The organism is Tabrizicola aquatica, assembly GCF_002900975.1.
Taxonomy (GTDB): domain Bacteria; phylum Pseudomonadota; class Alphaproteobacteria; order Rhodobacterales; family Rhodobacteraceae; genus Tabrizicola; species Tabrizicola aquatica.
This window is the reverse complement of the sequence record NZ_PJON01000001.1, coordinates 576,049-597,712: the sequence shown is the minus strand read 5'-3', so window position 1 is coordinate 597,712 and position 21,664 is coordinate 576,049. Positions and strand designations below refer to the sequence as shown.

General features: G+C 66.5%; 23 protein-coding genes and 1 tRNA gene. 7 read left to right on the top strand and 17 right to left on the bottom strand.

From position 1 onward, the window contains the following. Window positions 1-29 precede the first annotated feature (29 nt). Window positions 30-560, bottom strand: a complete 531-nt coding sequence (locus tag CXR42_RS02890) for a DedA family protein (protein WP_103255997.1) — start codon at window positions 558-560, stop codon at window positions 30-32. A 66-nt stretch (window positions 561-626) separates the two neighbouring features. Next, window positions 627-1,946, bottom strand: coding sequence for an NAD(P)-dependent oxidoreductase (locus CXR42_RS02885; RefSeq protein ID WP_103255996.1), 1,320 nt, complete (start codon window positions 1,944-1,946; stop codon window positions 627-629). A gap of 241 nt (window positions 1,947-2,187) precedes the next feature. On the opposite strand from CXR42_RS02885, the gene accB reads away from it, so the two are divergent. The 3 genes from accB (at window position 2,188) to aat (ending at window position 4,780) form a co-directional block, all read left to right on the top strand. Continuing rightward, window positions 2,188-2,676 carry an acetyl-CoA carboxylase biotin carboxyl carrier protein gene (accB, locus tag CXR42_RS02880; protein WP_103255995.1) on the top strand — a complete coding sequence of 163 codons (489 nt, stop codon included), beginning with the start codon at window positions 2,188-2,190 and terminating at the stop codon, window positions 2,674-2,676. Between the two features lie 12 nt (window positions 2,677-2,688). Then, entirely contained in the window at window positions 2,689-4,035 is a 1,347-nt protein-coding gene (gene accC / locus CXR42_RS02875) for an acetyl-CoA carboxylase biotin carboxylase subunit (protein WP_103255994.1), read from the top strand. A gap of 76 nt (window positions 4,036-4,111) precedes the next feature. After that, on the top strand, window positions 4,112-4,780 hold the full coding sequence (aat, locus tag CXR42_RS02870) for a leucyl/phenylalanyl-tRNA--protein transferase (protein WP_103255993.1): 669 nt from the start codon (window positions 4,112-4,114) through the stop codon (window positions 4,778-4,780). Here the strand turns inward: aat and CXR42_RS02865 are convergent. The 5 genes from CXR42_RS02865 to CXR42_RS02845 all read right to left on the bottom strand — a co-directional run bounded on the left by CXR42_RS02865 (window position 4,711) and on the right by CXR42_RS02845 (window position 8,079). Next, the gene (locus CXR42_RS02865; protein WP_103255992.1) at window positions 4,711-5,094 is read right to left on the bottom strand and encodes a DUF2155 domain-containing protein; all 384 of its coding nucleotides are present in this window, start codon (window positions 5,092-5,094) and stop codon (window positions 4,711-4,713) included. The genes aat and CXR42_RS02865 overlap by 70 nt on opposite strands. Further along, entirely contained in the window at window positions 5,091-5,564 is a 474-nt protein-coding gene (gene mlaD, locus CXR42_RS02860) for an outer membrane lipid asymmetry maintenance protein MlaD (RefSeq protein ID WP_103255991.1), read from the bottom strand. The genes CXR42_RS02865 and mlaD overlap by 4 nt, the downstream gene beginning before the upstream one ends. Further along, complete coding sequence (locus CXR42_RS02855; protein ID WP_103255990.1) at window positions 5,564-5,938, bottom strand: NADH:ubiquinone oxidoreductase subunit NDUFA12; 375 nt, start codon at window positions 5,936-5,938, stop codon at window positions 5,564-5,566. The genes mlaD and CXR42_RS02855 overlap by 1 nt, the downstream gene beginning before the upstream one ends. A 131-nt stretch (window positions 5,939-6,069) precedes the next feature. Further along, complete coding sequence (gene clpX, locus CXR42_RS02850; protein WP_103255989.1) at window positions 6,070-7,329, bottom strand: ATP-dependent Clp protease ATP-binding subunit ClpX; 1,260 nt, start codon at window positions 7,327-7,329, stop codon at window positions 6,070-6,072. Window positions 7,330-7,446: 117 nt separating this feature from the next. Then, entirely contained in the window at window positions 7,447-8,079 is a 633-nt protein-coding gene (locus tag CXR42_RS02845; RefSeq protein ID WP_103255988.1) for an ATP-dependent Clp protease proteolytic subunit, read from the bottom strand. A gap of 166 nt (window positions 8,080-8,245) precedes the next feature. Here CXR42_RS02845 and CXR42_RS02840 point away from each other — a divergent pair, with 166 nt between their 5' ends. Next, a complete protein-coding gene (locus CXR42_RS02840) occupies window positions 8,246-9,409 on the top strand; it encodes an FAD-binding domain-containing protein (protein WP_103255987.1) in 1,164 nt (387 codons plus the stop codon). On the opposite strand, the gene CXR42_RS02835 is transcribed toward CXR42_RS02840, so the two are convergent. Next, complete coding sequence (locus CXR42_RS02835) at window positions 9,406-10,014, bottom strand: CDP-alcohol phosphatidyltransferase family protein (protein ID WP_103255986.1); 609 nt, start codon at window positions 10,012-10,014, stop codon at window positions 9,406-9,408. The genes CXR42_RS02840 and CXR42_RS02835 overlap by 4 nt on opposite strands. Window positions 10,015-10,215: 201 nt before the next feature. Between CXR42_RS02835 and CXR42_RS02830 the strand changes: the two genes are divergently transcribed. Continuing rightward, the gene (locus CXR42_RS02830; protein ID WP_180995950.1) at window positions 10,216-10,701 is read left to right on the top strand and encodes a CAP domain-containing protein; all 486 of its coding nucleotides are present in this window, start codon (window positions 10,216-10,218) and stop codon (window positions 10,699-10,701) included. 243 nt (window positions 10,702-10,944) lie between these two features. On the opposite strand, the gene CXR42_RS02825 is transcribed toward CXR42_RS02830, so the two are convergent. Beyond that, a complete protein-coding gene (locus CXR42_RS02825) occupies window positions 10,945-12,255 on the bottom strand; it encodes an ATP-binding protein (RefSeq protein WP_103255984.1) in 1,311 nt (436 codons plus the stop codon). Between the two features lie 41 nt (window positions 12,256-12,296). On the opposite strand from CXR42_RS02825, the gene CXR42_RS02820 reads away from it, so the two are divergent. Together CXR42_RS02820 and CXR42_RS02815 are read left to right on the top strand one after the other, a co-directional pair. Further along, window positions 12,297-13,163, top strand: a complete 867-nt coding sequence (locus tag CXR42_RS02820) for an MBL fold metallo-hydrolase (protein WP_103255983.1) — start codon at window positions 12,297-12,299, stop codon at window positions 13,161-13,163. Window positions 13,164-13,231: 68 nt separating this feature from the next. Then, window positions 13,232-13,306 (top strand) — tRNA-Asn (locus CXR42_RS02815). A gap of 87 nt (window positions 13,307-13,393) precedes the next feature. Here CXR42_RS02815 and CXR42_RS02810 read toward each other — a convergent pair. The 8 genes from CXR42_RS02810 to CXR42_RS02775 form a co-directional block, all read right to left on the bottom strand. After that, window positions 13,394-14,575, bottom strand: a complete 1,182-nt coding sequence (locus CXR42_RS02810; RefSeq protein ID WP_103255982.1) for a hydantoinase/carbamoylase family amidase — start codon at window positions 14,573-14,575, stop codon at window positions 13,394-13,396. Window positions 14,576-14,786: 211 nt separating this feature from the next. Further along, a complete protein-coding gene (gene iolG, locus CXR42_RS02805) occupies window positions 14,787-15,788 on the bottom strand; it encodes an inositol 2-dehydrogenase (protein ID WP_103255981.1) in 1,002 nt (333 codons plus the stop codon). 9 nt (window positions 15,789-15,797) lie between these two features. Next, the gene (locus CXR42_RS02800; protein ID WP_103255980.1) at window positions 15,798-16,586 is read right to left on the bottom strand and encodes an SDR family oxidoreductase; all 789 of its coding nucleotides are present in this window, start codon (window positions 16,584-16,586) and stop codon (window positions 15,798-15,800) included. Further along, window positions 16,573-17,337 carry an ATP-binding cassette domain-containing protein gene (locus CXR42_RS02795; protein ID WP_103255979.1) on the bottom strand — a complete coding sequence of 255 codons (765 nt, stop codon included), beginning with the start codon at window positions 17,335-17,337 and terminating at the stop codon, window positions 16,573-16,575. Before CXR42_RS02795 ends, CXR42_RS02800 begins: the two co-directional genes overlap by 14 nt. 5 nt (window positions 17,338-17,342) lie before the next feature. Beyond that, window positions 17,343-18,455 (bottom strand): ABC transporter permease, encoded by a 1,113-nt coding sequence (locus tag CXR42_RS02790; RefSeq protein ID WP_103255978.1) that lies wholly within the window; start codon window positions 18,453-18,455, stop codon window positions 17,343-17,345. 108 nt (window positions 18,456-18,563) lie between these two features. Next, window positions 18,564-19,505 carry a substrate-binding domain-containing protein gene (locus tag CXR42_RS02785; protein ID WP_103255977.1) on the bottom strand — a complete coding sequence of 314 codons (942 nt, stop codon included), beginning with the start codon at window positions 19,503-19,505 and terminating at the stop codon, window positions 18,564-18,566. 155 nt (window positions 19,506-19,660) lie between these two features. After that, the gene (locus CXR42_RS02780) at window positions 19,661-20,467 is read right to left on the bottom strand and encodes a TIM barrel protein (protein WP_103255976.1); all 807 of its coding nucleotides are present in this window, start codon (window positions 20,465-20,467) and stop codon (window positions 19,661-19,663) included. A 126-nt stretch (window positions 20,468-20,593) separates the two neighbouring features. After that, window positions 20,594-21,625, bottom strand: a complete 1,032-nt coding sequence (locus CXR42_RS02775; RefSeq protein WP_103255975.1) for a LacI family DNA-binding transcriptional regulator — start codon at window positions 21,623-21,625, stop codon at window positions 20,594-20,596. Between the last annotated feature and the right edge of the window lie 39 nt (window positions 21,626-21,664).

The following is a 21,664-nucleotide window of genomic DNA, read 5'->3' as shown; positions in this document are numbered from 1 at the left end:
CCGCCCACCGTCCGACCAGGAAGGGGTGGTCAGAACAGCGACCAGATCCAGCCGATCAGATCGCCGCCGAACTGGCCCAGTTTCGGGATCAGAAAGGCCCAGGCGACGCAGCCCAGAACGTTCCAGACCAGAAAGCGCGGCAGGGTCATGCCGCTCATCCCGGCCATCAGGAACACCACCGGCCGAAAGACCGTGGTGAAATGCCCGACCAGAATGGTCACCGGCCCATAGCGGTCGAAGGCGGATTGCGCCTTTTCCACCATCTCGGGATGGTCCTTCAGGGGCCGCATCCGCAGCACCGTGCTGCCATAGCGCCACCCCAGCCAGTAGCTGAAGCACGACCCGATCAGCGCGCCAACCGTCGCCCCGGCCCAAAGCGGCCAGAATGGCACGGCCCCGGTCGCGGCCAGCGCGCCCACCGCCACAAGCACGGCGGTCGAGGGGATCAGGATCGACAGGAAGGCCGTGGTTTCGGCTGCGGCAAAGACGACCATGATCAGCGGCAACCACTCGCGGTTGCGCTCGATAAACGCGATGAAAGTGTCGGTCCAGCCGTCCATGCAAGTTCCCTGCCCCGCCCCTAAGTGGCGGGGAAGTCCCGGCCTGACAAGGAAAATCGGCGCGCATCAGCCGGCCAAAAGTATAGTGTGGATCGCCTCGGCGGCATCGCGCCCCTCGGCCACGGCGGTGACGGTCAGGTCCTCGCCCCCCGCCGCGCAGTCGCCGCCGACCCAGACCTTGCCCGACGGCCCCGCCAGCTTGCCGCCCGCAACCGCCAACCCTTCGGGCGCGCCGGTCAGCGTCTGGCCGATCGCCTTGAACACCTGGTCGGCCTTCAGCGTAAAGGTCTCGGACGACAGGACCAGCCCGTTCGGCCCGTCCGAGGTATAGGCGAACTCCACCGCTTCGGCGCTGCCATTGCCAAGGACGCGCACCGGCGCCGCGTTATGGATGATCCGCACCCCGGCCTGCGCCGCATGGTCCTGCTCATAGCCCGAGGCCGACATCTTCTCCTGCCCGCGGCGGTAGACGATGGTGACGTTCTCGGCGCCCAGCAGTTTGGCCTGCACCGCCGCATCGACCGCCGTCATGCCGCCGCCGATCACCACCACGTCACGGCCGACGGCCAGACGCGACAGATCCTCGGTTTGGCGCAGTTCGGCGATGAAATCGACCGCGTCGCGCACCCCGGCCAGATCCTCGCCAACCGCCCGCAGCGCGTTCATACCCGCCAGGCCGATGCCAAGGAAGACCGCGTCATACTCCGCCTCCAGCGCGGCCAGCGTCACGTCACGGCCAAGCTCTACCCCGTTGCGGATCTCGATCCCGCCGATCTGCAGCAGCCAGTCGACCTCGCGTTGCGCAAAGCCGCCCGTCGCCTTGTAGCTGGCGATCCCGTATTCGTTCAGGCCCCCGGCCTTGGCCCGCCGCTCAAGCACCACCACGTCATGGCCGTGCATCGCCAGCCGGTGCGCGCAGGCCAAACCTGCCGGGCCAGCCCCCACCACCACCACCCGCTTGCCGGTCGCGGCCGCACGGGTGAAGGGATGCATCCCCTTGCCCATCGCCACATCGGTCGCATAGCGCTGCAACCGCCCAATCTCCACCGGCTTGCCCTCGGCCGCCTCGCGAACGCAGGCCTCTTCGCACAGCGTCTCGGTCGGGCAGACCCGGGCGCAGATGCCGCCCAGGATGTTCTGGCTCCAGATCGTCGTGGCGGCCGCTTCCGGCGTGCCCGTTGCGATCTGGCGGATGAACAGGGGAATGTCGATCGAGGTCGGGCAAGCCGTGATGCAGGGCGCATCATGGCAGAAATAGCAGCGATCCGCCGCGACCCTGGCCTCGTGCCGGTCGAAGGGCGGCTCGTGGTCCCCGAAGTTGTGGGCATAGGCCTCGGGCGGCAGACGGCCGGCAACGATTCCTGGCGTAAGCGGGCTGTTCGACATGGGCTGGGGGCCTCCCTGGCTTATGTTTTTTGTCACGCTGGCACAGGTCATATTTTTTATCAAACGGTAAATTTTCCGCGCCCACAGGATTTTGCCCGACCCGCCGCGACTGCCTAATCCCTGGGCAACGGTTTCGCGGCTTTTCACCCCTGATCGCGTGGCGTATAAGCGCCGGACAACAGACGGGGCCGCTGGACCCCGCAGGGGAACCAGGCGCGTAGCCAACCAATCAGAGGACGGCATGAGCAAGCAGACGACCGACACCGATGTGGCCTTCATTTCGGCACTGGCCGAGCTTCTGAACAAGAACGACCTGACCGAGCTGTCGGTGAAGCGCGAATATGGCGAGGACGACAGCCTTGAAGTCCGCGTGGTCAAGCAGGCCAATGTCGTGACCGTCCAGGCCACAGCACCTGCCCCGATGATGCAATACGCCGCCCCGGCTGCGGCCGCCCCGACCGCAGCCCCTGCCGCGCCCGAGGACCCGGCCCAGCACCCCGGCGCCGTGACCTCGCCCATGGTGGGCACCGTCTACCTTGCCGCCGAACCCGGTTCCGCGCCTTTCGTCGCTGTGGGCGCCCAGGTCAGCGAAGGGCAGACCGTCCTCATCATCGAGGCGATGAAGACCATGAACCACATCCCCGCCCCCAAGGCCGGCACGGTCAAGCGCATCCTGGTCGAGGATGGCCACCCGGTCGAATACGGCGCCCCCCTGATGATCATCGAGTAAGGGCAGGCCCGCATGTTCGAGAAAATCCTGATCGCCAACCGTGGTGAGATCGCGCTGCGCGTGATCCGCGCCTGCCGGGAAATGGGGATCAAGTCGGTCGCGGTGCATTCGACCGCCGATGCCGATGCAATGCATGTCCGCATGGCCGACGAATCCGTCTGCATCGGACCGGCGCCCAGTTCCGAAAGCTATCTGAACAAGGCCGCGATCATCTCGGCCTGCGAGATCACCGGCGCGCAGGCCGTGCATCCCGGTTACGGCTTCCTGTCGGAGAACGCTGCCTTCGCCCAGGCGCTGCAGGATCACGGGCTGACCTTCATCGGCCCGAACGCGGAACATATCCGCATCATGGGCGACAAGATCACCGCCAAGGTCACGGCCAAGGACCTCGGGATTCCCGTCGTCCCCGGCTCGGACGGCGGCGTGCCGGATTTCGAGACGGCGATCAAGGTGGCCGAAAGCATCGGCTTTCCGGTCATCATCAAGGCCACCGCCGGCGGCGGCGGGCGCGGGATGAAGGTCGCCAAGAACGCTGAAGAGCTGGAAATCGCCTTCCGCACCGCGCGGTCCGAGGCGAAGAACGCCTTCGGCAACGACGAAGTCTATATGGAGAAATACCTCCAGAAGCCGCGCCACATCGAGATTCAGGTCTTTGGCGACGGCAAGGGCAAGGCGGTACATCTTGGCGAACGCGACTGCTCGCTGCAGCGCCGCCACCAGAAAGTCTTCGAAGAGGCCCCCGGCCCCGCGATCACCCCGAAGATGCGCGCCGAGATCGGCGCGATCTGCGCCAATGCCGTGGCCAAGATCAACTACATCGGCGCGGGCACGATCGAATTCCTGTATGAAGACGGGAACTTCTATTTCATCGAGATGAACACCCGGCTGCAGGTGGAACATCCGGTCACGGAATACATTTTCGGCGTCGACCTTGTGCGTGAACAGATCCGCGTCGCGGCCGGCCTGCCGATGTCCTTCACCCAGGACGAGTTGGAGATCAACGGCCACTCGATCGAGGTTCGGATCAACGCCGAGAAACTGCCGAACTTCGCGCCCTGCCCCGGCAAGGTCCGCACCTTCCATGCGCCCGGCGGCCTTGGCGTGCGGATGGATTCGGCGCTGTACGGCGGCTATTCCATTCCGCCCTATTACGACAGCCTGATCGGCAAGCTGATCGTCCACGGCCGCGACCGGCCCGAGGCGCTGGCCCGCCTGAAACGCGCCCTGGGCGAGTTGATCATCGACGGTGTGGAATCTTCGGTGCCGCTGTTCCACATGCTGCTGGCCGAACCCGACATCCAGAACGGGGAATACAACATTCACTGGCTGGAAAAGTGGCTGGCCGAGCATTTCGCCTGATCTGAAGGGCGCCCGCGCGGCGCCCTTCGCGCAAAAGTTTTGAAAACTTTTGCAAAATCCTTCAAAGGATTTTGCGATGCCGAACCCGGTCGAGGATATCACCCCGCAGATCCTGCTGCGCGCCTATGCCATGGGCATCTTTCCCATGGCCGAAGGCCGCCATGACAGTGAAATCCACTGGATCGACCCGCGCCGCCGCGGCATCCTGCCCTTGGACGGCTTTCACATCTCGCGCTCGCTCGCGCGCCGGCTGCGGTCTGGCGCGTTCCAGGTCACCGCCGACCGCGCCTTTTCCCAGGTGGTCGCGGCCTGCGCCGAGCGGGACGAAACCTGGATCAGCCACCGCATCCAGGCGCTGTACGAACAGCTTCACGCCCTTGGCCGGGCCCATTCTATCGAGGTCTGGGCCGGCGACCGCCTGGTCGGCGGGGTCTATGGCGTGACGCTGGGCGCGGCTTTCTTCGGGGAAAGCATGTTCAGCCGCGTGACGGATGCCTCGAAGATCGCGCTGGCCCATGCGGTCCGGGGGTTGACCGCGGGCGGCTTCCGGCTGTTCGACACCCAGTTCCTGACCCCGCACCTTGCCAGCCTAGGCGGGATCGAAATCCCCCGCGCGGACTATCACAAGCGTCTGGCCGAGGCGCTGGAGGGCAACGCGCGCTTCGATCCGGCGGATTATTCTTCTGGCGCCGCTTCTTCCGCCGGCGCATCCGGCAGCACGCAGGACAGCACCCAGACGTCATAGCGCGGATGGTCCAGCGCCGACAGCGCCGGGGATGACGCCAGCATCCAGCCCGCGAAAAGCTGGCTTTGCGTCGTCTCCTCGATGATCGTCACATGCGCCTCGCTGTCCGAGGCGGGGTTGGCCACCGGATAGCGGCAGCTATCCAGCCGCACGACCAGTCGCCCGAACTTGGCCGCTTGGCCGACACTCAGCGTCACATCGCCGGTCTCGCTGGTCAGCTTGTCCAGAAAGCGCAGCGATGCCCCGGGGGAATCGGCAACTTCCTGGGCGGCGACCGGGGTGGCCAGCGCCAATAGAAGGGCCAGCGCCCTCATGGGGCGACCGGATCGGCGGGGGCGGCTTCGCCCTCACCGCCGACGAATTTCATCAAAAGCGAAATCAACCCAACCGCGCCCTGCGTATCCTCGATCTCCTCGCCCGCAGCCAGGGTCTCCAGCGCGCCGCCGGGCAGAAGCTCGACGAAATTGCCGCCAAGCAGACCCTCGGACGAGATCAGGATGGTGGAATCGGTCGGCAGCAGCACGTCATTGCGCAAACTGATCGTGGCATCGGCGAAGAAGGTCTCGGGGTTCAGCTCTAGGCTGGTGATCGTGCCGACCTTGACCCCGGCCAGCCGCACGTCCGATCCGACCGCGATCCCCTCGACCGAGCGGAAGCTTGCGGTCAGCGGATAGCTGTCGGGTTGCCGCCCCAGCCCCGCGCCTTGTGCGGCGTAAACCGCAAAGCCAAGCGCCACGGCCAGAACCGCGGCACCGGTGACAATCTCTGCCTTCTCGTAGGCCATCACTCGGGCTGCCACGCCTCATAGTCGCGACGCGCCACCGGTTCGGTCCGGCGGATCGAGCCGGGGGGCGCATAGGCCGCCTCGGTGCCGGTCAGGTTCTCCTGATGCGGCTTCTGCCAGGACTTGTGCTTGAGCGGAGCCTTGGTCGGCGGCTCGTCCCAGGTGTGGTGCAGCCAGCCGTGCCAGTCCGGCGACACGCGCGAGGCTTCCATGTCGCCGTTGAAGATCACCCAGCGCCGCACGCCATCGCGGGTCTGGTAAAAGATGTTCCCCGCCTCATCTTCCCCGACCCGAACACCCTTGCGTGCGGTGAAAAGCTGAGTGCCGATGGTCTGGCTGTTCCACCAGGTCAGCAGGCGTTTCAGGAAATACATGGGCGGCCTCCGGATCTTTGGCCCTGATATGGCGGAAAGCGGGGCGAAGGTCTAGGGCCTAGCCGGACGGCAAGCCGTGCTTCGCCAAGGAAAAAGGCGGGCCGGGGCCCGCCTTTCACTGGTGCGGCGGGTTACGCCTTCACCGGTTCCTTCTTCTTTTCGGTATAGACCAGCATCGGTTTCGCGCCGGAAGTCACTGCCTCGTCCTTGACCACGACTTCCTCGACCCCGTCCATGCCAGGAAGTTCGAACATCGTGTCCAGCAGGATGTCTTCCATGATCGAGCGCAGACCGCGCGCGCCGGTCTTGCGTTTGATCGCGCGCTTGGCGATGGCGATCATCGCGTCCGGGGTGAAGGTCAGCTTGACGCCTTCAATCTCGAACAGGCGCTGATATTGCTTGACCAGGGCGTTCTTCGGTTCGGTCAGGATGGTGACCAGCGCGGCCTCATCCAGGTCGGTTAGGGTGGCGATCACCGGCAGACGGCCGACGAATTCCGGGATCAGGCCGAATTTCAGCAGATCCTCGGGCTCCAGCTCCTTGAAAAGCTCGCCCACGCCACGCTCTTCCGGGCCCTTCACATCGGCACCAAAGCCGATGCCGCTGCCCTTGTTGCGGTGCGCGATGATCTTCTCCAGGCCGGCAAAGGCGCCGCCGCAGATGAACAGGATGTTCGTCGTGTCCACCTGCAGGAATTCCTGCTGCGGATGCTTGCGGCCGCCCTGCGGGGGGACGCTGGCAACCGTGCCCTCCATGATCTTCAGAAGCGCCTGCTGCACGCCCTCGCCCGACACATCGCGGGTGATCGATGGGTTGTCCGATTTGCGCGTAATTTTATCGACTTCATCGATATACACGATCCCGCGCTGCGCGCGTTCGACGTTGTATTCCGACGCTTGCAGCAGCTTGAGGATGATGTTCTCGACATCTTCCCCAACATACCCCGCCTCGGTCAGCGTGGTCGCGTCGGCCATGGTGAAGGGCACGTCCAGGATACGGGCCAGGGTCTGGGCCAGAAGCGTCTTGCCGCAGCCCGTCGGGCCGATCAGCAGGATGTTCGACTTCGACAGCTCGATATCCGTCTTGGACGAATGGTTCAGCCGCTTGTAGTGGTTGTGCACCGCCACTGACAGGACCCGCTTGGCGTGGATCTGGCCGATCACGTAATCGTCCAGCACCTTGCAGATTTCCCGCGGGGTCGGCACCCCATCCGAGGATTTCAGACCGGTGGTCTTCGTCTCCTCACGGATGATGTCCATGCACAGCTCGACGCATTCGTCGCAGATGAACACGGTCGGACCCGCGATCAGCTTGCGCACCTCGTGCTGGCTTTTGCCGCAGAACGAGCAGTAAAGCGTGTTCTTGCTGTCGCTGCCGGAATTGTTCGCCATCCAAAGTCCTCTGGACACCAGTCCGTTGTCACGGGCTTACGGGCAAAGTCTAGGACAAGCCCCCGGCCACCACAATCCGAAAAACCCCCCGCAGGTTCAACCTCCGGGGGGATCCGATCACTTCGACGTATCGTCGGCCTTGCCGCGGCTTTCCAGGATCTGGTCGATCAGACCCCAGGCCTTGGCATCTTCGGCCGACATGAAGTTGTCCCGCTCCAGCGCGGCTTCGACCGTGTCGTAGTCGTTGCCGGTGTGACGCACGTAGATCTCGTTCAACCGGCGCTTCAGCTTTTCGGTTTCCCGCGCGTGGATCATGATATCCGTCGCCTGGCCCTGATAGCCCCCGCTCGGCTGGTGCACCATCACGCGGCTGTTCGGCAGCGAGAAGCGCATCCCCTTTTCGCCCGCCGTCAGCAACAGCGACCCCATCGACGCCGCCTGCCCGATCACCAGGGTCGAGACCTTGGGCCGGATGTACTGCATCGTGTCATAGATCGACAGGCCCGAGGTCACCACGCCGCCGGGGCTGTTGATGTACATGCTGATTTCCTTGGTCGGGTTCTCCGATTCCAGGAACAGCAGCTGGGCGCAGATCAGGCTGGACATCCCGTCATGGACCGGGCCGCCCAGAAAGATGATCCGCTCTTTCAGCATGCGGCTGAAGATGTCGTAGGCGCGTTCCCCCCGGCTGGTCTGTTCGACGACCATGGGGACGAGCGTGTTCATGTAGTGGTCAACGGGATCGCGCATCGGGGCCTGCCTCTTCGTGTCTCGCCAGGAATATCGCCAAATGTATTGCCAGAGTCTTAGTGGGGTGGCACGGGGCCTGCAAGGGCAGCCCCGCCGATTTCCCGGCCCCCTGCGACCTGCCGTCCTGCCGGATTGAAATTGCGCCGCGCCAGCCTAGACCCCGGACATGGACCTGAACCCGACCCGCACCGAAGGGCTTGCCCGGCTTGTCCGCTTCCTGCCCCAGGCGGGGCGCGACTATGCCAGCCTGCGCAACCTTGACCTGCCCGGCCACCCGCATGTCTCCGGCCTCTCGCCCTGGCTGCGGCACCGCCTGGTAACCGAAGCCGAGGTGATCGAGGCCACCCTCCGCGCCCATCCCCAAGGCGCCGAGAAATTCCTGGCCGAAGTCTGGTGGCGCACCTACTGGAAGGGCTGGCTGGAGTTGCGGCCCGGCCTTTGGACCGCTTACCGGCAAGGGGTGCAGGCGGCGCTGAACCGGCTGGCGGCGGAGCCGGGCCTTGCCGCACGGGCCGAGGCGGCCATGCTGGGCGAGACCGGGATCGACGGCTTCGACCACTGGGCGCAAGAACTGGCCGCCACCGGCTATCTGCACAATCACGCCCGGATGTGGTTCGCCTCGATCTGGATCTTCACCCTGCGCCTTCCGTGGGAGTTGGGGGCCGACTTCTTCCTGCGCCATCTGATCGACGGCGACCCGGCCTCGAACACCCTGTCCTGGCGCTGGGTGGCGGGGCTGCACACGCCCGGCAAGACCTACCTCGCCACCGCGGACAATATCCGCCAAAACACCCAGGGCCTTTTTTCGCCCGAGGGGCTCGCCCCCTCGGCCCCACCCCTGCCCATGCAACCCTTGCCCGCCCCCGGCCCCGCCCCGCAAGGCGAAGCCTGGGACCCGACGCTGCCCAGCCTCCTCCTGGTCACGGAAGAGGATCTCAGCCCCGAGTTCATTCTGGCCCAGGGCCTGCGCCCCCGCGCCATGGCGGTGCTGACCGATGTGGCCGGCCGTTCGCCCCGTGCCGTGGCTGGCCCCGTCCACCGCTTCACCCAAGGCGCCATCGCCGATGCCCTTGCCCGGCTTCAGGCCCCCGATGCGCCGATCCTGACAAGCACGGCCGAGGTTCTGGCCCAGGCCCAGGCCCAGGGCGCGGCGCAGATCGTCACCCCCTACGCCCCGACCGGGCCGATTGCGTCGCGTCTTGCCGAACTGACCCGCCTTGCCCGTCCCCAGGGCATCACGGTGGCCCGCGTCCTGCGCGACCACGACCGCGACGCCTGGCCCCATGCGACCCACGGCTTCTTCCGCTTTCGCGAGGCGGTGATGGGCTAGCGGAAACTTCGCGCGGCCAGCAGGACTCGCGCCAGGGCCGTCACCAGGCACAGCGCGCCAAAGATCCAGGCCGCGGGCACGAACAGCGCCGGCACCATGGCGATCAGCAGGAAGAACAGGATCGTCTCGGTCCCCTCCAACAGGCCCGCGGTGAAATACAGCGACTTCTCCCCCCGGCTGCGCGTCTCCATCCCGCGCTTGGCCGCCAGCACGGCATAGCCCAGGAACGTCGCCCCGTTCACATAGAAACTGGCCAGCAGAAAAGCCCCCGCCGCGCCGTTCAGCGCCGGGTCGGCCAGGACGAAGGCCAGCGGGATCGCGCCGTAAAAGGCGAAATCGCAGACGATATCCAGATAGCCGCCGAAATCCGACTTGCCCCGCGCCCGCGCCACCGCGCCATCCAGCCCATCGGCCAGGCGGCTGGCCAGCACCAGCGCCGCCACCTCCAGCCCCGAGCAGCCGATCGCCACCAGCCCCGCCGCAGCCAGCCCCAGCACAAGGCCGACCACCGTCACCAGATCGGCCGAGGCCCCCCGCGCCGCCAGCCAACGCCCGCCCCGGTTCAGCGGCGCATCGATCACCCCGCGCATCATCCCGTCAAGCATGGCTTACCCCTGTGGAACGTGACAGATATGGCACAAAGCCGCTGCAATGATTGTCACGTTTTCGCTGGCCCGGCCATGCAACCGTGAATTGCCATGGCCCGAACAGTTTCCCGCGAATTCCACGGTTCCGCCACAATCCGCCCGATTGCAGCCGCAGTGACCCGTCAGAACGGATGCCAGCAAGTTACGGGGAATTTGCCCATGTCCTTCCAGTCCACCTTTGCGGCCCTTGTGGCTGCGGTCCTTCTGTCATCCGCGCCTGCCCTGGCCGGCTGCATCCTGCCATCCAATGCCGACGCGCTGCAGCAAGAGGTGCTGAGCCACCTCAACGCCGAACGCAAGGCGCATGGCCTGCCGGCGTTCAAGCTGTCCACCAAGCTGGACAAGGCCGCACAGGGACATGCCTGCGACAATGCGCGCCGCCGGTCGATCAGCCATGATTCCTCGGATGGTGGCACGCTCAAGACCCGGCTGCGCAAAGCGGGCTACAAGTTCCGCGCCGCGGCTGAAAACACCGGACGCGGCTTCGGCACCGGGGCCCGGGCGGTGGAGTGGTGGATGAACTCGCCCAAGCACCGCAGCAACATCCTGCTTGGCAAGGTGCGCGAGGTCGGGATCGGCATCGCCCTCTCCGACGCGCCAGACAACAAGCTGCATTGGGTCATCAACTTCGGCGCGTCGAAGTAACCTCGGCGCGGCCCGGCCCCCACGAACGCCCCTGTCGGGCCGGCCTCTGGGTCCCCGGCGGGGGTGCGCCCCCTAGCCGACTTTCTTGGCGCATCGCATGGCCAAGAACCCCACGAGCCGACCTGCGCTCTGATCCGGGTAGAACCGCGCGAACACATCGGCGGCCAGTTCGGCCCATGGCGTGGGCAATGCCCCCCGTTTTCCACCGGACACCTCCGGCCATAGGCCCTACCCCGCCCACCTTCACCGCGCCAGGGTCAACTCGGCCTTCAGCCCGCCCAGCCGCGCGCTTTGCCCCAGCCGCAATGCGCCCCCGTGGCTGAGTGCGATGTCCGAGGCGATCGACAACCCCAGCCCCACCCCGCCGCCCTGGTTCGGATCGCGTGAGGCATCCAGCCGCGTGAACGGCCGCAGCGCCTCGTCGCGCTTTTCGGGGGGGATGCCGGGGCCGTCATCCTCGACCGTGATCCACAGGCTGCCCTCGCGGAACCACAGGCCGATCTCGACCCGCCGGCCAAAGCGACGGGCGTTCGAGACCAGGTTCTCCACCGCCCGCGTCACCGCCTGCGGCCGCATCTGCACCAGCGCCGGCGTGCCGCGCACTTCGGCAAGCACTGCGCCTGCCCGCTCGGCAATCCCCTGGACCAATGCCACCGCATCAGTGGGCTCGGTCCCCTCCATGGCGTCGCCGCGGACAAAGGCCAGGAACTCGTCCACCATCCGCTCCATCTGCGCGACATCCGCCTGCAGATCGGCCACCTCTTCGTCCTCGGGCAGCATCGCCAGGCCCAGACGCAACCGCGTCAGCGGCGTGCGCAGGTCGTGGCTGACCCCCGACAGCATCAGCGTCCGCTGCTCGATCTGCCGCTCGATCCGCTCGCGCATGTCCAGGAACGCCCGGCCAGCCGCCCGCACCTCCAAGGCGCCGCGCGGCCGGTAGGGCACCGTGCGACCCTTGCCGAAATCCTCGGCCGCCTTGGCCAGCTTGGTAATCGGCCGCAACTGGTTGCGCAGAAACACAAACGCAACCGCCGTCATCAGCAGCGAGGTGAAGATCATCAGCACCAAAAGCTGGTGCGGATTGGTCGCTGCCATCCGCCGGCGCACGATCTGCGCCTGCACTGGCCCGACCGCCGTATCAAGGCGCAGGTTCACCACCCGCTCCTCATCCGTCACATCCACCGCCACCAGCCCCGGCACCTCGGCCCGCAGCGTATCGACAATGGCCCGGCCGGACAGGTCCAGGAACCCGACCCGGTCCTCGACCGGCGCATCCGGCCCTGCCGGCAGGGTCAGCATGATCTCCAACGACTGCGCCAGGGGCACCACCACCGCCCGCGCCGCCTCCACCGACCCCGCCGCCGCGATCTCCTGCTGCAACAGCACCAGTTCCAGCGCCACGCCCTCGGTCAACTGCTGGGTCACCCGCTCGTAATGCCGGCGGATGAATTCGGTGGACACCACAAGCTGGATCGTGACGATGGGCACGATCAGGATCAGCGCCGCGCGCCAGTAAAGACCCCGGGGAAGGAACCGCTTGAGACTTGCCATCACCCGCCAGCCTAGCCGCCCCCGCCCCGCTTGGAAAGGCCGGCATGTCGCGCTCTGATCCCCCGGTGCTGCGGCTTCTGGCGCCGAACCCCTCGCCCCTTACCGGACCCGGGACCAACACCTACCTTGTCGGCGGGGCAGAGCTTGCCGTGATCGACCCCGGCCCCGACCTAGACGACCACCTGACCGCGATCCTGGCCGCCGCCGCCGGCCGTCCGGTTGCCCGCATCATCGTCACCCACGCCCACCGCGACCATTCCGCCTTGGCCCCGCGCCTTGCCGCCGCGACGGGGGCCGAGGTTCTGGCCTTCGGCACCGCGACCGAGGGGCGCAGCCCCCGCATGGCCGCCTGGGCCGACCGCCTGCCCCCCGCGGCCGAAGGCCTGGACCCCGCCTTCACCCCCGACCGCCGCCTGGCCGACGGCGACCGCCTGACCGGCCCCGACTGGGAGATTTCGGTCCTCCACACCCCCGGCCACCTGGGCAGCCACATCTGCCTGGCGCTGGGGGAGCTGCTCTTCTCCGGCGACCATGTGATGGGCTGGTCCAGCAGCATCGTGGCCCCGCCCGATGGCGACATGACCGACTATATGGCTGCCCTCCACCGTCTGGCCGCGACCCGCTGGCGCCAGCTTCTGCCCGGTCACGGCGATCCGGTCGAGGACCCGCCCGCCCGCCTTGCCGCCCTGATCCGCCACCGGCAGGAGCGTGAGGCTGCCGTCCTCTCCGCCCTGACCGACGGCCCCGCCACCCCGACCGAGTTGACCGCCCGGATCTACCAGGACACCCCGCGCCACCTCTGGCCCGCCGCCCGCCAGAACGTGCTGGCGCATCTCATTGATCTTGCCGCAAGAAGCCTGGTCGCCGCCGATCCCGCCGCCTCTGCCGACCCGCATTTCCACCGCATCTGACGCGCCACAACTTTTCGCACTTTTGCCCCTTGCCGCCCCCCAACCGCCTTGCTATACGCGCCCCGTGTTCCGGCGTAGCTCAGCGGTAGAGCAGTTGACTGTTAATCAATTGGTCGTAGGTTCGATCCCTACCGCCGGAGCCAGTTAAGCCCCAAAGGCTTGCAGACAAAAGAAAAAGCCCCGCGTCATTGCGGGGCTTTTCTTCTTTGGGACCGCGGGCGGCAGGGACCTCAGACCCCCGCCGCAGCCGCCAGGGTCCGCAGGCCCGCCACCAGATCCGCCTCCGCCGTGTCCTCTTCAAACGCGTGGCTGATCCCGCCGATCGACGGCACGAACAGCATCGCCACCGGCATCAGGCACGCCACGTTGGTGGCGTCGTGCAGGGCGCCCGATGGCATCCGGCGCCAACGGCCCGGGGCCACCGCTTCGGCTGCCACTTCAAGACGCGCGCGCAGGGCCGCATCCATCGCCACCGGCGCAAGGCCCAGCACTGGCCCGACAAACAGATCCAGACCGGTCGCCCGCGCGACCTCGCGCAGGGTGGTTTCGATGACAGCCTGCATCCGCTCCAGCCGCGCCTCATCTCCATCGCGCCACTGCATCGAAAACTGCGCCTGCCCCGGAACGATCGACGCGGCGTTGGGGCTTAGCGTGACGTGGCCGATGGTCCAGACCGACTGCGGCGTCACCACGTTGCGCAGATTGTCGTTCAGTTGCGCCGCGAAGGCAGCCAACCCCTGAAACGCATCCCGCCGCAGGGCCATCGGGGTCGTGCCCGCATGATTCTGCTGGCCGGACAAGGTGACCATGACCTCGCGATAGCCCACGATATCGGTGACCACCCCGATCTGCTCGGCCGCAGCATCCAGAATCGGCCCCTGTTCGATGTGCAACTCAAGATAGCCGGTGAACCGCGCCGGATCGACCTCGCCGGTGACCCGGTCACCAAGCGCCTGTCGCGCCGCGCGCAGGGTGATCCCGTCCAGATCCTCGACTCCATCCGCCTCGGCCAGCGACAGCGCCCCCGACCAGACCGCCGATCCGGTCGTGCCGCCGAAACGCCCCTCTTCATCCTGAAACGACACGACCGAGATCGCCGGCCCCCTCGCCTCACGCGCCGCGCGCGCGACCTCCAGGCCCGCGATCACGCCAAGCGCCCCGTCCAGCCAGCCCCCGGTCGGCTGCGTGTCGGAATGCGACCCGAGCAGCAGCGACCGCCCCGGCGCAAGGCCAAAGACATTGCCCATCGCATCCACCCGGACCTCCAGCCCCGCTGCGGCCATGCGCCCGGCAAGCCAGTCGCGCGCCGCCAGATCGGGGGCCGAGAAGGCCGGTCGGACCACACCACGGCCTTCGGCCCCAAAGCGGCGCAACTGGTGAAGATCAGACAGAAAACGGGACGGGTCGATCATGGCATGCCTCGGCTTGGTCTGGGGGCCAAGCGTTTCATGCCGGCATGGGAAGGACAAGCGTGGCCAGGGCCGGCAGCGCGCGTCCGGCCGGGATGGCGGTCGCCTGGTGCGACCCTGTCCCCATGGAGCAGTTGGGCCGGCCCGGCAGATGCCGCGCCGGCCATGCTTGGCACGGGCGTAGGGTGGGCGATCCGCCCACCCCTGCCCTGCGTCAGAGAACCTCGGTCATCTTCACGGAACGGCCTTCGGCGACCGACTTCAGCGCCGCTTCGGCCAGCGCCAGCGCCAGCAGCCCATCCTCGCCGGAAGGGCTGGCCGCAGCCTTGCCCGCCATCGCGTCGATGAAAGCGGCGATTTCGGCGGCATAGGCCTCGGTGTAGCGGGTCATGAAGAAGTCATGCAGCGGCGGCCGGGTATAGCCCGCGCCCGTTGCAACCTCGATGCTGACCGGGCGCTGGTTCTCGGCGCTCGCCGCCCCCTTGGAGCCATGCACCTCAATCCGCTGGTCATAGCCATATGTCGCCCGGCGGCTGTTCGAGATCACCGCCATCTTGCCGGTGGCCGTGCGCAGCATCACCTGCACACTGTCGCTGTCGCCTGCCGCACCGATCGCCGGGTCCACCAGCACCGAAGCCATGGCCGAGACTTCCGCGACTTCCTCGCCCAGAAGATACCGGGCCATGTCGAAGTCATGGATCGTCATGTCGCGGAAGATCCCCCCCGACCGCTTGATATAGTCGACCGGCGGCGCGCCCGGGTCGCGGCTGGTGATGACCACCATTTCCACGTCGCCGATGGTCCCCTTGTCGATCTCGCCCCGGACCGCCTGGAAATGCGGGTCGAAGCGGCGGTTGAAGCCGACCATCAGCGTGCCCTTGTGGGCGCGGACGACCTCCAGGCACTGCTTCACGCGGGCCAGCGACAGGTCGATGGGCTTTTCGCAGAACACCGCCTTGCCGGCCTTAACGAACTGCTCGATCAGGTCGGCGTGGGTGTCGGTCGGCGTGCAGATCACCACCGCGTCAATATCCTTGGCCGCGCAGATGGCGTCGATGGTCCGGACGTCGCAGCCATACTGATCCGCAATCGCCTGGGCCGCGGCCGGCATCGCATCGGACACTGCCACCAGCTTTGCGGCCGGGTTGCCCGTCACCGCCTTCGCATGAACCTTCCCGATGCGCCCTGCACCCAGAAGCCCGAACCTGATCGTCATCTTCTCTCCTTACTCCGGGTAGGCCCCGGCGACATTCTGATCGAAATCCACCAATGCGCCGGTCATCACGCCGGACGCATCGGAAAGCAAGTAGCTGGCCAGCCCCGCGACATGGCCCGGCTTCACCAGCATCCCCATCGGCTGGCGCGCCTCGGCGGCCTCCAGCCAGCCATCCTGCGCGCCATGAAAGCGGCGCTGGGTCTCATCCTCGCCGGGGGTGTCCATCCAGCCGCAATTGATCCCGTTGACTCGGATCCGGTGCCCGCGCAGCGCCTGCGCCGCATTCTTGGTGATGTTCGCCAGCGCCGCCTTCGACGCGGAATAGGGCGCGAGGTAGCTTTGCCCGCAATGCACCACCATCGACAGGATGTTCACCGCTGCGGCCGGATGCCCCTTCTCCACCGCCAGTTGCGCAAAGCGTTGCAGCGCGAAGAACGGCCCGCGCGTATTCACCGCGATATGCCGGTCGAAATCCGCGGGCGAGCAATCCAGGATCGAGCCGCGTTCCGTCGTCGCTGCCGCATTGACCAGCGCGGTCACCCGACCAAAGCGCGCCGCACCCTCGTCCACCAGCGCCACCGCGTCCGAGACCTCGGCCATGTCGGTGCGGCGGAAATGCGCCTCGGCCCCCAGGCCGCGCAGCCGCTGCACCGCCGCCTCGCCCTCGGCCAGGCGCCGCCCGGCCACCACCAGCCGCCGGCAGCCATCGGCCACCAGCGCCTCGGCGATTGCCAGGCCCAGGCCCTGGGTGCCGCCGGCAATCACGGCCACGGTCTCACGATGGTCAGACATAGACATCCGCGCCCCCTTTGACGCCGGTGATGTAGCTTACGATGTCATTGCCGTCCGTCTCGTCCTTGCGCAAGCTGGCGACGATCCGCCCGCGACGAAAGACCACGATCCGGTCCACCAGATCGAACACCTGCCGCAGGTTGTGGGAAATCAGGATCATCGGGATGCCCCGCTCCTTCAGGCCCCGGATGATGTTCTCGACCTGAGCCGTCTCCTGCACCCCCAGCGCCGCCGTGGGTTCGTCCATGATCACCAGCTTCGAGGCAAAGGCCGCCGTCCGCGCAATGGACACACACTGCCGCTGCCCGCCTGACATGTTGCGGATCGGGTTGTCGACGTTGGGGATCTTGACCGCCGTGGTCGCCAAGGCTTCCATCGTCCGCTCGCGCATCGTCTTGCGGTCCAGCCAGGAAAACGGCCCCAGCCTGAACTTGAACAGCTCGCGCCCCAGGAAGAGGTTCGACGGCACGTCCAGGTCGTCAGCCAGCGCCAGCGTCTGGAACACCGTCTCGATCCCGGCCTGCCGCGCCTCCAGCGGGCCGGCGAACTGCACCGGCTGGCCGTCAAAAATTACCTCGCCGCTGGTGCGCTGCTCGACCGCCGTCACCTGACGGACAAAGGTCGATTTCCCCGCCCCGTTGTCGCCCACGACGGCGACATGCTCGCCCTCGTGCAGGATGAAGTTCGCATCGTCCAGCGCATGCACGCCGCCGTAGTGCTTGGTCAGGCCACGGGTTTCCAGAATGATCTTGCTCATTGCCCTTACCCCCGGGTCCGTTTGCGTTGACGCCACTGGTCCAAGACCACCGCACCGACAATGATCGCGCCCTTGACCATCTCCTGGTAATAGGCGTCCAGCTTGATCGAGGTGAAGCCCGAGATGATCACCGAAAAGATCGCCGCGCCCAAGACCGTCCCAAGGATCGACCCCCGACCCCCGGCCAATGAGACGCCCCCGATCACCGCCATCGCGATGGCGTCCAGTTCGTACATCACCCCCATCCCGGCTTGCGCCGTCAGGTTCTTCGAGGTCAGCAGCACCGCCGCGACAGCCGCAAGCAGGCCCGCCATCGCATAGACCAGCACCTTGTGACGGTCGACGTTGATCCCCGACATCCGGGCCGCCGCCTCGTTGGACCCGATGGCATAGCTGCGCTTGCCATACAGCGTGTAGGTCATGATGACGTGGAACAGGATCGCCAGCAGGACAAAGACCACGGCCGGGTTCTGGCCCGGCCAGGACAGAAGGCCGAATGTCATCCCGCCCAGCAGATCACCGTTCGCCAGCGTCCCATAGGTTTCGGTCGGAAAGCTGACCGGCTGACCGTTGGACCACCAGCGCGCCACGCCGCGTGCGCTGACCATCACGCCCAGCGTGGCGATGAAGGGCGGGATCTTGGTGTAAGCCACCAGCACGCCGTTGATAAGTCCGGCCAAAAGCCCGCAGGCCAGGCCAATCGCAATGGGCACGATCACCGGCAGGTCCATCGCCCAGTCGCCGAAGATCGCCTTCGGGTTCGGGTTGCCGTTGACCATCGCCGTCTGGGCAAAGCTCATCGTCACCATCGCCGTAGCACCCACGACGGACCCCGACGACAGGTCGATCCCGCCGATGATGATGACCTGCGTCACCCCCAGCGCGATGATCCCTATGATCGCCACCTGCAGGATCATGATGTCCAGCCGCTGCTGGTTGAAGATCGCGTCGACATTGTCGCGCATGTTGAAGAGGAACGATCCGCCCTGCATCCGGTTCAGGATCTCGAAGATCACGACGATCAGGACCAAGGCACCGAACACGTTCCACTCCGGCGCTCGGGTCCGCTTTGCCGGATCGTATTTCAAGCCGCCAAGGCCATGCGTTGCTTCTGCCACGTCGCCTTCCCTCCCAAATATGCGATTTTCAGCCTGCCCGGTGCCTTGCCCGCACCAGCAAAAACGGGGCGACCGTTGCCAGCCGCCCCACAGGTGCCCGGAAGGGGCTTAGTTCTTCGACAGGTAGCCGTCGATGTTCGCCGGGGTCACCAGTTCGAACGGGACATAGACCTTCTGGTCAACCGCCTCGCCTGCGGCCAGCTTGACGGCCGCATCCAGCGCGCCGCCGCCCTGGGCCGCCGCGTTCTGGAACACGGTGATGTCGAGTTCCCCGGCCTGCATCGAGGCCAGAGCGTCCTGGGTCGCATCGACGCCCGACACGATGACCGCGTCCATGCCGATGCCGGCCGCCTTGATCGCCTGGATCGCGCCCAGGGCCATCTCGTCGTTGTTGGCCAGCACGCCGTCGAAGGCCGCGCCGGTCGAAAGCCAGTTGGTCATCAGCGACTGGGCCTGGTCACGGCTCCAGTTGGCGGTCTGCTGGTCGATCACGGTGACCTTCACCGCGCATTCGCCGGCTTCCATCACGTCATAGTAGTTCTGCGTGCGCTGCACGGCGGCCTGGTTCGACAACTCGCCCTGCATGACGTAGACGCTGACTTCTTCCTTGCCGGCGGCTTTCCACTGGTTGCACTGCTCGATGAAACCCTGACGCGAGGACTCGCTTTCGTTCGACGCGACGAACGCCTGGTTGTCGGGCAGCGTGTCGACGTTGATCGGCTGGCGGTTCACGTATACCAGCGGCACACCAGCGGCGGCAGCGGCGTCCGACATCGCCTGGGTGGCCGAGGTGTCGACCGGGTTCACGATGATCGCGTCAACTCCGCTCGCGATGAAGTTGTTGATCTGGTCCAGCTGCTTGGCAACGTCGTTCTGCGCATCTTCGATCTGCACCGACAGACCGGCCGCATCGGCCTGCTCCTGAATGCCGTTGCGCAGGACGGTCAGGAAGTTGTCGTCGAACAGCGCCATCGAAACGCCGATACCTTCCGCCATCGCGGTGGTCCCAAGCAGCGAGGCAAAGCCTGCGGCGATAAGGGTTTTCTTCATGGGTCACTCCTCCCGTTATTGTCCGCCGTCCACTACAGCGGTTCAATTCTGCATGCCGCAACCCGCCTCCCTGCGCGCCGCGGCCCTTCGTCAGTCCAGACTGAGCCGCCGACTCCCCCCGGTCAACCGATTCTTGCAACCGGTTGCAAACAAGGTCACGCCGGCACCTTCGCCATGTAATCCATGCTGGCCCGCAGGGCGCTGGCCGGGTCCGACAGGGCGTGGACCTCGGGCGAGAACGCCTCAAAGCTTACCGGCCCGTTCCAGCCCGCCGCCTGCAGTGCCGCGATCTGCTCCAGGTTGCCCAGCCGGTCGCCCGGCGTCACCAGCACCCGGTGCGGGTCGCGCATGTCGTTGATCCCGACCTCCTGGTCGACCACGCCCGAGACATGGACGATCCCGGTATGCTCGGGGAACAGCGGCCCGCCGTGGGCCAGCGTGTGGTGGAACGTGTCATGCACCAGCTTGAACCGGCCCTTGCCGCCGACGGCCTCGATGCCCTCGACGGCCTCGGCCTTGTAGCGCAGCGCGCAGACCTCAAAGCCCAGCGGCTCGACCATGCCGACCAGACTGTGGTCCTCCAGCATCGGCTTCAGCGCCTTCAGCGCCACCCGCAGGTTCGCCTGCCGCTCGCCGTTGCCCATCCCCAGGTTGTCGTTGCGCGGGATCAGGCTGACCGCCTCGGCCCCGGCGGCCTGGGCGATCTTCATCAGGGCCAGCGCCTCGGCTTCCTTGTCCGCGGACCAGTCGTTGAACCGCTTCACCTCGGCCACCGCCAGCAGCCGCAGCCCCTGCGAGCGCAGGAAAGCCCCCGCCTCGGCCGGGTCCGTTCCGTCGAACAAGGGCTGGGGCAGGTCGTTGCGCAGCTCGACCCCGATGCAGCCCAGTTGCTTCGACAGCGCGACAAGCTCGCGGAACGACAGCCGTGCCACCGTCATGTGGTTCAATGCGAACTGGATCATCCCGGGCCTCCCACCCTGCATTCCTGGTGGCCGGACCATCGGCGGGCGGGAAGTTCGCGTCAATCCGTCGCGGGCCAATCCCATCATCCCTGACGAAATGATGGTCAGCGGTCTGATGTTATTTCATCAAACAGACTCGGGCAGGTAAAGGTCCGGCGGCAGGAAGTGCTGGCCCTGCACGGCCGTCATCCCGCCGTTGACCGCCTCGGACGCCAGGGTGATCAGATCGTCGCACAGCCGTTGCAGCGGCGTGCCGATCACCATTGTCACATGCCGGCTGATCAGGGCGGCGCGGCTTTCCGGCGTCAACTCGTTGACCACCAGCGCCACCTGCCCCGGCGCGCGCGCCTCGCGGACGGCGGCGATTGCCCCCTCCATGCCGCCGCCAGCACAGTAGATTCCCCGCAGGTCCGGATGGCGGCCCAACAGATCCAGCGTCGCCTCATAGGTCAACTGCCGGGTTTCCAGGTTGATCAGCGTATCCAGGATCTGGAACTGCGGCGCATGTTCGCGGAAATAGCTGCGCACCCCGGTTTCCCGCAGTTCATGGCCGTGCCAACGGTAGCCGCCAACAAAGACGGCGATCTTCCCGGCCTGGTGCGAGGCTGTCGCCATCATGTGCGCCGCGATCCGCCCGACCTTCAAGTTATTGAGTCCCAGATAGTTTTGCCGCACCCCCTGACCAAAGTCGTTCAGAAGCGAAAAGCACGGCACCCCCTTGGCGTTCAGCCGCATCACCGCTTCCGTCACTTCGGGATGGGTCACCGCCGTTGCGGCAATCGCATCGACGCGGCCCGCCATCCCCTCCATCAGGCTGGTGAAATCCTTGGGCGATTGCGACGCGGCGAACCCCACCTGCAGCGAGACGCGCACCCCAACCGCCCGCGCCACCGCGCGCTCGGCCTCGGACTTGAAGGCCTGGTAGAAGGACTGCCGCTCCTTGTGCAGGACCAGACCCAGCCGCAGGCGCGGCAGTTCGGCCTGCACCCGCTGCCCGATCAGCGGGGCCGCGTGATAGCCGATCAGACGCGCAGCGTCATAGACCCGCCGCGCGGTATCCTCGCGCACCCGCTCACGCCCGTTCAGGACACGGTCCACTGTCGCGGTCGATACCCCGGCCTCGCGGGCCACATCATGGATCGTCGGTCGATTGGCCATGTCTTGCCGAAATCCCATCATACTGCCCTGCAAGCATGA

Bases quoted from the DNA above. Each gene is read 5' to 3' on its own strand.
- CXR42_RS02890 (WP_103255997.1), bottom strand. From the start codon at position 560: ATGGACGGCTGGACCGACACTTTCATCGCGTTTATCGAGCGCAACCGC.
- clpX (WP_103255989.1), bottom strand. From the start codon at position 7,329: ATGGCGAACAATTCCGGCAGCGACAGCAAGAACACGCTTTACTGCTCG.
- CXR42_RS02775 (WP_103255975.1), bottom strand. From the start codon at position 21,625: ATGGCCAATCGACCGACGATCCATGATGTGGCCCGCGAGGCCGGGGTA.
- CXR42_RS02820 (WP_103255983.1), top strand. From the start codon at position 12,297: ATGTCGCGCTCTGATCCCCCGGTGCTGCGGCTTCTGGCGCCGAACCCC.
- CXR42_RS02885 (WP_103255996.1), bottom strand. From the start codon at position 1,946: ATGTCGAACAGCCCGCTTACGCCAGGAATCGTTGCCGGCCGTCTGCCG.
- CXR42_RS02830 (WP_180995950.1), top strand. From the start codon at position 10,216: ATGTCCTTCCAGTCCACCTTTGCGGCCCTTGTGGCTGCGGTCCTTCTG.
- CXR42_RS02800 (WP_103255980.1), bottom strand. From the start codon at position 16,586: ATGTCTATGTCTGACCATCGTGAGACCGTGGCCGTGATTGCCGGCGGC.
- accB (WP_103255995.1), top strand. From the start codon at position 2,188: ATGAGCAAGCAGACGACCGACACCGATGTGGCCTTCATTTCGGCACTG.
- CXR42_RS02795 (WP_103255979.1), bottom strand. From the start codon at position 17,337: ATGAGCAAGATCATTCTGGAAACCCGTGGCCTGACCAAGCACTACGGC.
- accC (WP_103255994.1), top strand. From the start codon at position 2,689: ATGTTCGAGAAAATCCTGATCGCCAACCGTGGTGAGATCGCGCTGCGC.
- CXR42_RS02855 (WP_103255990.1), bottom strand. From the start codon at position 5,938: ATGTATTTCCTGAAACGCCTGCTGACCTGGTGGAACAGCCAGACCATC.
- CXR42_RS02840 (WP_103255987.1), top strand. From the start codon at position 8,246: ATGGACCTGAACCCGACCCGCACCGAAGGGCTTGCCCGGCTTGTCCGC.
- CXR42_RS02835 (WP_103255986.1), bottom strand. From the start codon at position 10,014: ATGCTTGACGGGATGATGCGCGGGGTGATCGATGCGCCGCTGAACCGG.
- CXR42_RS02865 (WP_103255992.1), bottom strand. From the start codon at position 5,094: ATGAGGGCGCTGGCCCTTCTATTGGCGCTGGCCACCCCGGTCGCCGCC.
- mlaD (WP_103255991.1), bottom strand. From the start codon at position 5,564: ATGGCCTACGAGAAGGCAGAGATTGTCACCGGTGCCGCGGTTCTGGCC.
- CXR42_RS02780 (WP_103255976.1), bottom strand. From the start codon at position 20,467: ATGATCCAGTTCGCATTGAACCACATGACGGTGGCACGGCTGTCGTTC.
- CXR42_RS02845 (WP_103255988.1), bottom strand. From the start codon at position 8,079: ATGCGCGATCCCGTTGACCACTACATGAACACGCTCGTCCCCATGGTC.
- CXR42_RS02810 (WP_103255982.1), bottom strand. From the start codon at position 14,575: ATGATCGACCCGTCCCGTTTTCTGTCTGATCTTCACCAGTTGCGCCGC.
- CXR42_RS02785 (WP_103255977.1), bottom strand. From the start codon at position 19,505: ATGAAGAAAACCCTTATCGCCGCAGGCTTTGCCTCGCTGCTTGGGACC.
- aat (WP_103255993.1), top strand. From the start codon at position 4,112: ATGCCGAACCCGGTCGAGGATATCACCCCGCAGATCCTGCTGCGCGCC.
- iolG (WP_103255981.1), bottom strand. From the start codon at position 15,788: ATGACGATCAGGTTCGGGCTTCTGGGTGCAGGGCGCATCGGGAAGGTT.